This is a genomic window from Rhizobium bangladeshense (genome assembly GCF_017357245.1).
In the GTDB taxonomy this organism is placed as follows: Bacteria; Pseudomonadota; Alphaproteobacteria; order Rhizobiales; family Rhizobiaceae; genus Rhizobium; species Rhizobium bangladeshense.
On record NZ_CP071613.1, the window covers coordinates 333,234 to 346,552 of the forward strand.

General features: G+C 58.8%; 12 protein-coding genes and 1 pseudogene. 5 read left to right on the forward strand and 8 right to left on the reverse strand.

Features of this window, described 5'->3' with window-relative positions; translation table 11 throughout:
- Positions 1–68: 68 nt before the first annotated feature.
- The 6 genes from J2J98_RS22530 to J2J98_RS22555 form a co-directional block, all read right to left on the reverse strand.
- Entirely contained in the window at positions 69–794 is a 726-nt protein-coding gene (locus tag J2J98_RS22530; RefSeq protein ID WP_064708488.1) for a ribonuclease activity regulator RraA, read from the reverse strand.
- Between the two features lie 19 nt (positions 795–813).
- Positions 814–2,550 (reverse strand): L-arabinonate dehydratase, encoded by a 1,737-nt coding sequence (gene araD / locus J2J98_RS22535; RefSeq protein ID WP_207603179.1) that lies wholly within the window; start codon positions 2,548–2,550, stop codon positions 814–816.
- 37 nt (positions 2,551–2,587) lie between these two features.
- Positions 2,588–2,716: a hypothetical protein gene (locus J2J98_RS30705; protein WP_259663854.1), complete on the reverse strand. Its 129-nt coding sequence runs from the start codon at positions 2,714–2,716 to the stop codon at positions 2,588–2,590.
- Between the two features lie 37 nt (positions 2,717–2,753).
- The gene (locus tag J2J98_RS22545; protein ID WP_207603180.1) at positions 2,754–4,253 is read right to left on the reverse strand and encodes a tripartite tricarboxylate transporter permease; all 1,500 of its coding nucleotides are present in this window, start codon (positions 4,251–4,253) and stop codon (positions 2,754–2,756) included.
- Between the two features lie 24 nt (positions 4,254–4,277).
- Positions 4,278–4,751 carry a tripartite tricarboxylate transporter TctB family protein gene (locus J2J98_RS22550; protein ID WP_207603181.1) on the reverse strand — a complete coding sequence of 158 codons (474 nt, stop codon included), beginning with the start codon at positions 4,749–4,751 and terminating at the stop codon, positions 4,278–4,280.
- Between the two features lie 65 nt (positions 4,752–4,816).
- Positions 4,817–5,803, reverse strand: a complete 987-nt coding sequence (locus tag J2J98_RS22555; protein WP_064708491.1) for a Bug family tripartite tricarboxylate transporter substrate binding protein — start codon at positions 5,801–5,803, stop codon at positions 4,817–4,819.
- 232 nt (positions 5,804–6,035) lie between these two features.
- Here J2J98_RS22555 and J2J98_RS22560 point away from each other — a divergent pair, with 232 nt between their 5' ends.
- Together J2J98_RS22560 and J2J98_RS30445 are read left to right on the forward strand one after the other, a co-directional pair.
- The gene (locus J2J98_RS22560) at positions 6,036–7,058 is read left to right on the forward strand and encodes a LacI family DNA-binding transcriptional regulator (protein ID WP_064708581.1); all 1,023 of its coding nucleotides are present in this window, start codon (positions 6,036–6,038) and stop codon (positions 7,056–7,058) included.
- A 73-nt stretch (positions 7,059–7,131) separates the two neighbouring features.
- A pseudogene (locus tag J2J98_RS30445) lies at positions 7,132–7,310 on the forward strand (NUDIX domain-containing protein); the annotation flags it as partial.
- A 412-nt stretch (positions 7,311–7,722) separates the two neighbouring features.
- Here the strand turns inward: J2J98_RS30445 and J2J98_RS22565 are convergent.
- Positions 7,723–7,959: a hypothetical protein gene (locus J2J98_RS22565; RefSeq protein ID WP_207603182.1), complete on the reverse strand. Its 237-nt coding sequence runs from the start codon at positions 7,957–7,959 to the stop codon at positions 7,723–7,725.
- Between the two features lie 260 nt (positions 7,960–8,219).
- The gene (locus J2J98_RS22570; RefSeq protein ID WP_207603183.1) at positions 8,220–9,251 is read right to left on the reverse strand and encodes an AraC family transcriptional regulator; all 1,032 of its coding nucleotides are present in this window, start codon (positions 9,249–9,251) and stop codon (positions 8,220–8,222) included.
- A 120-nt stretch (positions 9,252–9,371) separates the two neighbouring features.
- On the opposite strand from J2J98_RS22570, the gene J2J98_RS22575 reads away from it, so the two are divergent.
- The 3 genes from J2J98_RS22575 to J2J98_RS22585 all read left to right on the forward strand — a co-directional run bounded on the left by J2J98_RS22575 (position 9,372) and on the right by J2J98_RS22585 (position 13,073).
- Positions 9,372–10,823 carry an APC family permease gene (locus J2J98_RS22575; protein WP_207603184.1) on the forward strand — a complete coding sequence of 484 codons (1,452 nt, stop codon included), beginning with the start codon at positions 9,372–9,374 and terminating at the stop codon, positions 10,821–10,823.
- On the forward strand, positions 10,820–10,993 hold the full coding sequence (locus tag J2J98_RS22580) for a hypothetical protein (protein WP_207246173.1): 174 nt from the start codon (positions 10,820–10,822) through the stop codon (positions 10,991–10,993). Before J2J98_RS22575 ends, J2J98_RS22580 begins: the two co-directional genes overlap by 4 nt.
- A gap of 91 nt (positions 10,994–11,084) precedes the next feature.
- Complete coding sequence (locus tag J2J98_RS22585) at positions 11,085–13,073, forward strand: primary-amine oxidase (RefSeq protein WP_207603185.1); 1,989 nt, start codon at positions 11,085–11,087, stop codon at positions 13,071–13,073.
- The last annotated feature ends 246 nt before the right edge of the window (positions 13,074–13,319 follow it).

Sequence of the window (13,319 nt, forward strand, 5' to 3'; positions counted from 1 at the left end):
CTTCGCGACCATCGGTGCCGGTGCCATTGTGGCGCTGTTCGACAGCAGGATCTTTTTAAGATTGCGTCTTAGCGATCCTTCGCTTTGCGCCATGCCTCGTACTTAGGCAGGTACTCATCCCTGGTCCTCGGGTAAAGGCCGATAATCGGATCGCCAGCCTTCACCTGATCCAGCACGAAGTCTTCATAAATCTCCATCTCAGTGCACTCCTCGGCGATCTCGTCGGCAAGGTGGGCGGGGATCACCATCACACCGTCGCCATCACCAAGCATCACGTCGCCCGGAAAGACCGGGGCATCGCCACAGGATATCGGTACGTTGATGTCCAGCGCTTCGTGCAGCGTGAGATTGGTCGGCGCCGATGGTCTCTGGTGGTAGGAAGGCATATCGAGACGGCCAATACCCTCAGCGTCGCGAAAGCCGCCGTCGGAGACAACACCGGCGCAGCCACGCACGGCAAGGCGAGTGACAAGGATCGAGCCGGCAGACGCTGCCCGCGGGTCCTTGCGGCTGTCCATGACCAGCACATGCCCGGCCGGGCAGGTCTCCACCGCCACCCGCTGTGGATGTTCGGCATTGCGGAAAACCGTAATTGCGTTGCGATCCTCGCGCGCCGGGATGTAGCGCAGGGTGAAGGCTTGGCCGACCATGTTGACGCCCTTCCACGAAACTGGATGAACATTCTGGATGAACTGGTTGCGCAGGCCGCGCTTGTAAAGGGCGGTCGCCACAGAGGCCGTCGAGATCTTCATCAGCTTGGCACGAACGGCATCGGACAATACATAGTCGGACATCTCATAGCTCCTGATCTGGTCAGTTGATTGCCGGTTCATCGACCATCGGGCCGAAATCCGTCTTAAGAAAATCGAAGTCGCAGCCCTTATCGGCTTGCTCGATATGTTTCGAGAACATCAGGCCGTAGCCGCGCCCGTAGCGCGGCGGCGGCGGCGTCCAGGCGCCGCGTCGTGCCGCCAGCTCATCGTCCGACACAAGCATGTTGAGACTGCGTGCGGGAATATCCATCTCGACGATGTCGCCGGTCCGAAGCAGCGCAAGCGGTCCCCCGACATAGGCTTCGGGAGCCGCATGCAACACGCATGCCCCGAACGATGTGCCCGACATGCGGGCATCGGAAACGCGCATCATGTCGCGCAGGCCAAGCTTTAAAAGTGCCTTCGGCATTGGGATCATGCCCCATTCCGGCATACCTGGCCCGCCTTGCGGGCCGGCGTTTCTCAGAACCAGCACGGTATCCGGCGTCAGCGGATAATCCGGGTCGTCGATGATCTTCTTCAGTTCAGCATAGCTGTCGGCCACCAGCGCCGGTCCCTTGTGCCGGTGGAATTTCGGATCGCAGGCCGCTGGCTTGATCACGGCGCCATCGGGGCAAAGATTGCCCTTCAGCACGGCGAGCGATCCCTCGTGATAGACCGGATTGGCGAGGGGCCGGATCACATCCTCGTTCCAGATCTTCACCGCTTCGAGCCCATCGGTCAGCGGTCTGCCGGTAACCGTGATCGCAGAATTGTCGAGCTTTTCACCAAGCTGCTTCATCAGCGCGCGCAGGCCGCCGGCATAGTAGAAGTCCTCCATCAGGTAATTGCTACCGGATGGCCTTATATTCGCAATCACCGGCGTGGTGCGGCCTATCCGATCGAGATCGTCGAGTTCAAGCGGAATGCCAGCCCGTCGCGCCATGGCGATTACATGGATGATAGCATTGGTGGAGCAGCCCGTTGCCATGGCCACCGTTACTGCATTCTCGACCGCCGCTGGCGTTACGATCTTTTCCGGCGTGAGATCTTCCCAGATCATCTCGACGACCCGGCGTCCGCATTGGGTTGACATGCGCTGGTGGCTGGAATCCGCGGCAGGGATGGACGAGGCGCCGGGCAGGGAAAGCCCCATCGCCTCGGCAATTGCAGTCATGGTTGAGGCGGTTCCCATGGTCATGCAATGGCCGTAGGAGCGGGCGATACCGCCCTCGATGCCCTGCCATTCTTCTTTCGATATGGTGCCGGCACGACGCTCGTCCCAATACTTGAACCCGTCTGTACCGGAGCCCAGATACTTGCCGGCATAATTGCCGCGCAGCATCGGTCCGGCCGGCAGGAAGATGAAGGGCAGGCCCATACTGAGCGCGCCCATGATAAGGGCCGGCGTAGTTTTGTCACAACCGCCCATCAAAACGGCGCCGTCAACAGGATGCGAGCGCAACAATTCCTCGGCTTCCATTGCCAGCAGGTTGCGGTAAAGCATGGTCGTCGGCTTGACGAAGTTTTCCGACAGCGATAGCGCCGGGAGCTCCAAGGGAAAACCACCTGCCTGCAGGATGCCGCGTTTGACCCATTCCACACGGTCCTTGAAATGCATGTGGCAGGGTTGGGCGTCCGACCAGGTGTTGAGGATCGCGACGATAGGACGGCCCTCCCAGTCCACCGGATCGTATCCCATCTGCATTGTCCTCGAACGGTGGCCAAAGGAACGCTGATCGTCCGGCACCATCCAGCGGGCGGATCGCAGTTGTTCGTAGGTCTTTTTCGATGTCATTAGCGTCTCCGGACGGTCTTCGACCGCTTTGACTTTGTCAGAAGCGGATTGCGTTTGATGTGACGATCGGCTTCTGCCGGACGGTATCGACTTCTCCGGCCTTGTCATTGGGGGTGACAAGAATGCCGGAGATGCCTGTGAGGGCCTTACGTAGATTTTCGGTCATCGGCTGCTCCCTTGTCTCAGTAAACTTTCGCATTGGATCACTCGGTGAAGGCTTCGTCGCGCTTGCGGCTGATCGAGGGTGAAAGCACCATGCCCAGCACGATCAAGGCTACGATCAGCAACGAAAGGCTGAGCGGGCTGCGCACGAAGATTGTCGGATCGCCTTGGCTGATCAGCATTGCGCGGCGAAGGTTCTCCTCCAGCATTGGCCCCAGGATGAAGCCGAGCAACAGTGGTGCAGGCTCGAAGCGCAGCTTGGACAGCGTAAAGCCGATGACGCTGAAGCCCGCCATGATGAAAACGTCGAAAACGCTGTTGTTGATGCTGTAAGCGCCGATGCAGCAGAAGCCGATGATTGCAGGAAACAGCAGGTGATAGGGAATGGTCAGCATTCGTACCCACAAGCCGATCAATGGCAAGTTGAGGATGACCAGCATCAGATTTCCCGACCACATAGAGACAATCATGCCCCAAAATAGATCAGGTTCCTCGGAGATGACGTTGGGGCCGGGCGTAATGCCCTGAATGATCATCGCGCCGACCATCAGGGCCATAACCGGGTTACCGGGTATGCCGAGTGTGAGCATCGGAATGAAGGAGGTTTGCGCTCCGGCATTATTGGCAGATTCCGGCGCAGCCACGGCCTCGATCGCGCCCTTTCCGAATTCGGCGCGGTTCGGCGAAATGCGCTTTTCCAGCGCATAGGCGGCGAAGGAGGATAGCATTGCGCCACCGCCTGGCAGCACGCCCAGGAACGAGCCGAGCGTTGTGCCGCGCAGGATTGGGCCGCGGATGCGCCTGAAATCGTCGTGGGTCAGCATCAGGCCGCTAACCTTCTTCACTCCGACCGAACGCTCATGCTCGTTCTCGAGATTGCGGAGGATCTCGCAGATGCCGAATATGCCCATGCTGACTGCGACGAAATTGAGACCGTCGTAAAGTTCTGGGATGCTGAAGATGTATCGCGGCATGCCGCTTTCCACATCGGTGCCGACCGAGCCAAGCAGTAGGCCGAAGATGATCATCGCGAAGGCCTTTAGGAGCGAACCGCTGGCAAGCGCCACGGATGCCACAAGGCCCAAAACCATCAGCGAGAAATATTCGGCGGGCCCGAATTTCAATGCGACCGCGGCGAGCGGCGGGGCGGCGATGACAAGGAGAACGGTTGCGACGCTTCCGGCAAAGAAGGACCCAAGCGCGGCCGTTGCCAGTGCTGCGCCGGCGCGCCCACGCCGGGCCATCTGGTAACCATCGATCGCGGTGACGACAGACGAGCTTTCGCCCGGAAGATTGATCAGGATCGCCGTGGTCGAGCCGCCATACTGAGCCCCATAGAAGATGCCGGCAAGCATAATTAATGCCGATTCCGGCTGCAGTCCAAAGGTAATCGGCAACAGCATGGCAATCGTCGCAGTCGGCCCGAGACCCGGTAACACGCCGATAGCGGTGCCCAGCAGACAGCCGATGAAGCCATAGAGCAGGTTCATGGGCTGGAAGGCGGTGGCGGCACCCAGCAACAGGTCGGAAAGGATGTCCATGCGAAACTCCGCGGATGATATCGGTCAGTTGCTGAGGAAGGGGATCCATGGACCGAAGGCGCTGACGGGAAGCGACAGGAGCCGTGTAAACAGAACGACCGAACTGATCGCCATGAACAGCGCGAGCGCGATCGAATGGCGCCAGCCGGCATATCTGCTGGCGCAACTAACACCACCGACCATCAGAAACATGGTCGGTGCGAGCCCTAGTCTCGAGAGCGCGAGGCCGAAGAAAACTGGCGCCAGGATCACTAGTATGGAGGCTTTCCAGTTTGCCGGTGCATCCGGCTCATCCCTGACGGCAACCACCAGAGACTGAACTATGATGAGGACTCCGATGCCGATTAGCAGCAAGCTCAGCATGACGGGGAAGTAGCCAGGTCCCATCTGGAACGAATTCCCGACATCGAGCTCTCGCCCGAAGGCAATGAACAGTAGGCTAACGACGATCATCGCCGCGCCGCCAACAAAGTCGCGACCGTTTCTAATCTTCAACATGGCTTTACGATCCATAGGTCAGAAACCCCCGGCTGACGCGACGATGCGCCGGCCGGTGGGGAATTTCACTGCAGCGGGACGTTCGCCGCCTTGATGACCTCTGCCCATTTTTCAGTTTCGTCCTTGATAAAGGTCGCAAACTCTTCCGAGGTATTGCCGACGGGCGTTGCGCCCATGCCTTCGATCTTCTCCTTCATGGCTGGGTCGTGAAGAATGGCTTGAACCTCCTTGCTGAGCTTCTCGACGATTTGCGGCGGCGTGCCTGGCGGTGCGAAAATGCCGTGCCAGGACGTTGCCTCGAAGCCTGGAATGACGCTGTCCATAGTCGGCACGTCCGGCAGCAGCGATGCCTTGTCGAGGCTGGTGACTGCCAGCGCGCGCAGCTTACCCGCCTTGACCTGCTGGGCGGCCGTCGGGATGTTATCGAACATGAAGTCGACATGGCCGGCGACAACGTCCATGATTGCCTGGCTGCTGCCCTTGTACGGCACGTGGGTGATTTTGACACCGGCCTTGGTGGCGAGCAGTTCGCCGGCGAGATGGATCGATGTGCCAACGCCCGAGGAGGCATAGGTGTGCTTGCCCGGCTCCTTCTTGAGCAGTTCGATCAGTTCCTGCACGGAATTGACCGGCAGCTTTTCCGGATTGACTACCAGAACGTTCGGCAGCCGGGCGATCAACGATAGTGGCGCGAATCCCTTTGCTTTGTCATAGGGCAATGTCCTGAATAGCGTCTGGTTGATCGCGTTGGAGCTGACCGTGCCCATGCCGATGGTGTATCCGTCCGGAACCGCTCTCGCGAGATCGCCAAGGCCGACATTGCCGCCGGCTCCCGGCTTATTCTCCACGATGAAGCGCTGGCCGAGGCGCTTATCCAATTGTTCGGCCACGAGGCGACCGAAGGTATCGGTATTGCCGCCTGCGGCAAAGGGCACGATCACCGTCACAGTTTTAGACGGATAGTCCTGGTTCTGGGCCTTCCCCGCAGACGCGGCAAAGGAAGTGATCGAAGCGGCCATCGCCGCCACTGTGATGAAGCGCATTAAACGCATGATTTCTCCTCCCGTTTGGGCGCTCCTACGCCCTGATGAAATCGAGTTCCGGCTCCTCAACCGGAAAATGAAAGCGCTTTCATTCTAGCATCATATTTTGGTCTCGCAAGACTTGGTCGCTCCAAAAGTTGGTGTGTGATATCAGTGGCTTGAAGAAAATGACGAAACTTATTTCCTGAAAGACTTGCCAAGTGGCAAAATGAAAGCGTACATCATTTCAGTGGAGATGATCATGGTTGGACAGAAAACCCGCAGACTGACAGAGGTAGCGAGCCCGGTGACACTGGCGGACATCGCTAGGCTTGCCGGGGTGTCTCCCGTGACGGTTTCCCGCGCAATCAACACGCCCAGCCTCGTCAAGCCTAAGACCCTTGAAGCGATAGAACGCGTCATCGCCAGGACAGGATATGTGCCGAACCTGCTGGCTGGCGGACTCGCTTCGCGGCGGACGCGGCTGGTGGCGGCCATCGTTCCATCGGTGTCCAGCACGATCTTCGCTGAGGCAATCGAAGGCTTGAACGCCGAACTCGTCGCGGCAGGCTATCAACTCTTGCTGGGCCTGTCCGGTTATGACCACAAGCGGGAGATGGAGCTGACGCGAGCCATCCTCGCGCGGCGACCCGACGGCATAATCCTGACCGGCATCACTCATCTAAAGGAGACGCGAGCGATGTTGTCAGGCGCCGGTCTGCCAGTCGTCGAGATCTGGGACTCGACGCCGTCACCGCTCGATACCGCGGTGGGGTTTTCGCACTATGATGTCGGAGCGTTGGTAGCCGAACATCTTATGGCGAAGGGGTATAGCCGATATGCGCAAATCGGCGCCAACGATCCTCGAGCCATTCAACGTAGAGATGGGTTCATAAAGCGGCTCTCCGGGGTCGCAAAGGTGGAACTCCCCGACGTAGAAATGAACTCCCCCTCGACCTTTAGTGACGGGCGGAGAGCGTTGAGTCAGTTACTTGGTCGTGGATCGGGTTCGCTAGCTGTATTTGGAAGCTCCGATGTTGTCGCGCACGGGGCGCTGACGGAAGCGATAGCAAGGGGGTGCAGGGTTCCGCAGGATGTCGCCATTATTGGGTTCGGCGACTTCGACTTCGCGCCGCACACCTATCCGCCGCTGACAACAGTCCGCATCGACAGACGCATGATTGGGACAAAGGCCGCGCAATCAATATTGAGAAAAATTTCCGGCGAGACTGTCGAACCCATGATTGAAATTGATTTCCAGATCGTCGCGAGGCAGTCCGCTTGATCGCAGCCGCGCGGCATTTCATCTTCCAGAGATGTGGTGGTTTGGCCGTTCACTCGATCCATCGCCGAAACAGATCGGCGAGTGGTGCCAGATCGTCGGCGGCATCGAGGAAGGCGAAAAGGCATGGGAAGCAGCGCTAGTGAGGTGGCGGAGGAAACGGGATTGACATGCAGTCGTCTCTATTCCGCAGAGTTATGCGAGCAATTCTATGAGGCTGAGCGCGATGCCATCAGCATTTTTCCGGTTTTTTTGGAAGCGAAGCGAACTCTAAGCGACCGTAGCTCCGGCACTCGCACCTAAGGATTATGCGTGATCGATCTCGACGGCTCCCGCAGACGGGCACCTCTTCGGCGACATAACCCGTCAGCTAGATGGACGACTTGTTTGCCAGCATGAAACCTAAAAACAAATGAAAAGGGTGCTCCGGATCAGGGGCAGACACCCTTTTCGTGCTGAAGCTTGCAATCCAGCGGAAGGAAAATATGCCGATCAGTCATAATCCTCAATCGGACCGAAGTCTGATGCACCACCTGGCCATTTGGCAGCGGCGACACCTTCAGGATGAGGCCGGATCTTAGCAACGGCTACGCCTTTTTCACGATCTGTCGGGATGCGGTAGCATCGCCGCCACCCTTTCCTCAAGGTTTCAGGATAGCCGCTTGGTTCATCCAATGCCGGTCTGCTCGGCCGCCAGCCAGTATGTCGGCTTATGGCACCAGTGTCGGAAGTTCCGGACCTGGCCGGCGAGCGGCGGCAATGGGTCCGAAGGGAGCCGTTCGTACGAGCCCTGTTCGAGGCTTGTTGCGAAGATGTTCACGTTCTGGGCTAAGAAGATCGCATAATGGATCGACTGAAGCGGCTGTGTACCGACGAACGGAAAAACACCGATTGCGAGATACATAGTTATTCCCGGCGAGCCGTTTCCGGTTCGATTCCTTTCAACTGCGCTAGACGCTCGATGATTTCTCAGATTCTGCTCTCATTAAGAGCTGACAAGAAAACACTGAGATGTCCTGGTGTGTCCTAGCGAGAAAGCTCGACCGGCTCCAACACATCACGTCACCGACAGGTTGGCGAGAGGGCCTTGATGATCCTTGGCCGTTCCGAGAAATGCCACCGATGTTGTCCGGCGGTTTGTGGACACATCGCATGTTCTTCGATTTATCCGAAGGCAGATGGTTTCCTTTTCTTCCAGGACCGCAGCGCACGCCAGAGCACGGTATTGTCTGCATAACCCAGCACACGCGCCACCTCGGACATCGGAGCAGCATGCCGGTCGCCGAGATAATGGGCGGCGAGCGTTTGGCGGTATTGGCGAACGAGATCGCGAAGCGACACGCCTTCCTCAGACAGCCGACGCTGCAGGCTTCGCGGCGACATCTTCAGTTCGGCAGCAAGGATCGCGACCGTCATCGGCTTGCGGCCGAGATAGATGCCGATCAGGGCCTGGACCTTTTCCGTGACGGAATCGCCGGTCGCCGGCTCGTTGACCAGATCGCCGATATGCCGCTCCAGGATTTCGAGCAGGCTTTTGTCTTCAGAGCGGTAGATACGATCGGCATCCGTTTTGTTCATGACGATCCGGTTGCCGGATTGGCCGAACAGGACGGGCGCGCCATAGATCCGTTCCAGCACGGCAGCATCGCGCGGGGCGTGATGCTCGAGCTGTATTTCGATTGGGCGCCAGCCGCGACTGAAGCAGGAACGGACAAGCTGGCAGGAGGCGGCGATCGTGAATTCGCTGTCCTGCCGGCGCGGCCACATGCCGGGATCGACGATCCGGTAGCTCCAGACAAAGTCGCCATTCTCCTCGAATACGCCGGAACTGGTCGCGCCCTGCACCGCGTTGACATATTTCGACAGCCGCTCGAAGGCGCTGCGAATGTTCGGCGAGAGCGCGAAGAGCATGCCGATGGGGCCGAGATCGGCGGGCTTGAACCCTGTGCCCATGCGGGCTCCGAGTGCCGGTTCGCCCGTTATCGTCGCGGCATCCTCGAACAGCGCGACGTAACGCGCCATGGGCAGGACAGTGTAGGGATCTTCCAGTTGCGAGCGCAGAATGCCGTGCGAAGCCAGAAGAAGGTCGGTTTTCCCGGATCTTTTATCGATTTGTTGCACCAGCGGGATCAGGACAGAGGCTCGAATCGAAGCAACTGCGGGCATCCGGCTGATCAAATGCGATGCAACTGCCATTTTCAGCGTCTCCGGTGACTGTCGTGGCGCGAATTATCGATTCATTGGCACGAACTGCAATTTCGGGGCCAGATCGCCGCGCTTACCCTCTTGGCAACTAACAAGCAAAGGGGGTTCTCCATGACACTGGACGCAAGCATGCCCGCGCCATCATCGCCGGAGCGTCGTCTGGCCAAGGACTCGGTGGGGCTTGCCCATATCGTGTTCTTTGTCGTTGCCGCGGCCGCGCCGCTCACGGCCGTCGTCGGCGCTTCGCCAGCCGCTTTCGCTTTCGGCAATGGCGCAGGCGTTCCCGGCGCTTTCGTGCTCGCCGGCCTGCTTTACCTGCTGTTCTCGGTCGGCTTCACCGCCATGAGCCGACATGTGGGCGGGGCGGGGGCCTTCTACACCTATATCACCCACGGCATCGGCAAGCCGGTCGGCGTGGGTGGCGCCTTCATGGCGCTGGTCACCTATAGCGCGGTTCAGATCGCCATCTATGGCCTGTTCGGCTTCTTCATGGCCAACGCCATAGCGCCGCTTGGGCTGGTGCTGCCGTGGTGGGTCTGGGCCTTCGCGGCACTCGTCGTCGTGCTGGTTTGCGGTCAGCGCAACATCGCCTTCTCAGGCGCGATCCTTGGCGTCTGCATGATTGCCGAAATCGGCATATTGCTGATTCTCGATCTTGCCATCGTTTTCTCAGGCGGCGGACCGGAAGGCATTGCCTTTTCCTCCTTCGCGCCGTCGCAGGTCTTTACGCCTGGTCTTGGTGTGGCGCTGGTTTTCGTCATCGGTTCCTTCATCGGCTTCGAAGCCACGGCCATTTTCGGCGAGGAAGCCGAAAATCCCGAAAAGACCATTCCCCGCGCCACCTATGTTGCGGTGCTGCTCATCACCCTCTTCTATGCCTTCTCCACCTGGGCCATCGTGCAATTCTACGGTCCGGGCAATGTGCAGGCCTCTGCTGCTGCCGGGCTCGACAGCTTCTACTTCGCTGCCGCCAATTCCGTGCTCGGCGCATGGTCGAGCCAAGTGATGAACGTGCTGCTGATCACCAGCCTGTTTGCCTGCATCCTGTCCTTCCATAATACGCTCAACCGCTATTTCTTCGCCCTCGGCCGGGAAGGCTTGGCCGCCAAGGTGCTTGGCAAGGTTCACGCCAAGCATGGCTCACCCTACGCCGCGGGACTGCTGCAAAGTCTGATCGCGGCCATCGTCCTTGCCCTTTTCGTGATCTTCGGAGCCGATCCATACACCGTGGTGTTTTCGTGGATGGCAGCGCTTGCAGGGATCGGTATTCTGCAGGTGCAGGTGCTGGTCTCCGTCGCGATCGTCATGTTCTTCCGCAAGACGCCGAACGGCTACAGCGCCTGGACCACGATGATCGCCCCGACGCTGGCGCTGCTCGGTCTCATCGGTTCGCTGGTGCTGGTCAGTTCCAATCTTTCCCTGCTTTCCGGCAGTGAAAGCCTGATCGTCAAGGCTTTCCCCTATGTCATGGTGCTGGTGGGCATTCTCGGAGCGCTGTTTGCAATCCACGTCAAGAGATCCAAGCCCGCTCTCTACGCCTCGCTCGGAAAGGTTTTCGAATGAGTGCCATTGCTGAACTTGCACCCGTCGATCGCCTTCTGGTTCTCGCTATCGCGATCCTTGCCGGCGCAACTTTGCTGATTGCCGTTGAGGCGCATGTCTTTTGCTCCGTGTTTTGCATTCACGCAGAAGCGATCATGACCGAGATGCAGATCTGCTCCGGTCGATCCTGATCACCGCAGCTTGCGACGCGCGAAGGCGCGTCGTCTTTCCGGAAGCCAAGAGGCCCACAATCAAAGAGGCCCAATTCAAAGAGGTATGTTCATGGACGCCGTTGTCGCAGTCACCCATCCGCTCGATCCTCTGAGCCTTGCCGAGATCGCCTCTGCCATTGCCATACTCAGGGATAGGCAGAAACTCGCAGCCACGTTCCGCTTTCCGATAACCCGGCTGGAGGAACCGACCAAGGCGGATCTTGCGAGCCATCGCGTGGGCGACAGTCTGCCGCGTCTCGCCTTCATCCTGGCAATGGATATCAGCAACGGCGACTCCTTCGAAGGCATCGTCGACCTGACCGCTGGCAATGTCTCCTCCTATAAGAGACTGCCCCTTGACGAGCTGCCTTATGGCCAGCCGCCGGTCATGCTGTGCGAATTCGAAACCGTGGAAGGCACCGTCAAATCCGATCCGCGCTGGATCGCTGCCGTGAAGAAGCGCGGCATTACCGACGAGGATATTCCGCTCATCCAGATCGATCCTTTTTCCTCCGGCTATTTTGGCCGTGAATTCGAGAAGGGAAAGCGCATAGTCCGCGCCGTGTCCTACTGGCGCGAAGATATCCGTGACAACGGTTACGCACATCCGATCGAGGGCGTCGTAGCGGTGGTCGATCTGATCACCAATCGAGTGGTCGATCTCGTGGACGATGAAAAGATCATCCCGGTCCCGAGGAAAAAGCGCAATTATGGTCGCGAAACCTTCCCGGAACCGCGGCCCGATCTGAAGCCGCTGCATATTGTTCAGCCGCAGGGGCCGAGCTTTACTGTCGACGGCTGGAAAGTCGAATGGCAGAACTGGAGTTTCCGTGTCGGCTTCACCCCGCGCGAGGGGCTCGTTCTGCATGAACTCGGCATCAAGGATCAGGGCAGGCTGCGGCCCGTCGTCTTTCGCGCCAGCGTTACCGAAATGGTCGTGCCGTATGCCGATCCGACCGCGAACCATTATTGGAAGAGCGCCTTCGATGCCGGCGAATACGGCCTCGGGCGCCTGGCCAACAGCCTCGAACTTGGCTGCGACTGCCTCGGCCACATTCACTATTTCGACGTGCCGGCGGCCGATGATTTCGGCCAGCCTTTCATCATGAAGAACGCCATCTGTATGCATGAGGAAGACTATGGCATCCTCTGGAAGCATTACGAATTCCGCAACGGTATTTTCGAAGTCCGCCGCTCCCGCCGCCTCGTCATCTCCTTCTTCGCAACTGTCGGCAACTATGATTACGGCTTCTACTGGTATCTCTACCAGGACGGCACGATCCAGCTCGAAGCCAAGCTCACCGGCATCATCCAAACGGCGGCAGTCGCGACCGGCGAAACCTATCTTTGGGGCGGTATGGTCGATGACAATCTCGGCGGCCCGACCCACCAGCATTTCTTCAATGCGCGCCTGCATATGGATGTCGATGGCGATGGCAACACCGTGACCGAGCATGAGTTCGTGCCACGTCCCTGGGGTGAAGACAATCCCTACGGCAATGTCTTCGATACTAGGACTCGCGTGCTGAAGCGCGAACTCGATTCGCCTGCGCTCGCCAATGGCGAGACAGGCCGCTACTGGAAAGTCTCCAACCCAAATATGCAGAACAGCGTCGGCAAAGCGCCAGGCTACAAGATCGTCGTCATGCCGTCACCTGTCATGCTTGCCCAGCCGGATTCGACCGTTGCCCAGCGCGGCGGCTTCGCCAAGAAACACATCTGGGTCACGGCCTTCGATGCCAGGGAAAAATATGCGAGCGGCGATTATCCGAACGTTCATGCCGGCGGCGACGGCCTGCCGGGCTATGTCAAGCAGAACCGCGAAATCGAGAATGCCGATGTCGTGCTCTGGCATTCCTTCGGCCATACCCATGTCTGCAAGCCTGAGGATTTTCCGATCATGCCAATGGAATATGCGGGCTTCACGCTGAAACCGAACGGCTTCTTCGCATCTAACATTGCCATGGACCTGCCGCCTGATGGAAACGAGGAGAGCGTCGACAATCGTCTGCCGCACTCGCATGAAAAAATCGCAAGCGGTTCCTGCTGCCACACGTAAAGCGTGGACGCAGGACGAAGGATGATGCCCGCATGATAGTGGGCGATCGGGTTCTCGGAAGGGTCCGGGGTCCGGTCGTTCCGCAAGGATTTCTCGGCGCCGTCCTCTGCGCTGCTCTCAAAGTACGCTCCATTCCAATCGTCAAGACGGTTCCATAAATCACCGATATGCCGCGCGAGGGAATCGCGTGGTCGACGGTTCGTATCCGTTCAACTGCAGGAATGCGATTTGCTGCCAGGTACCGAT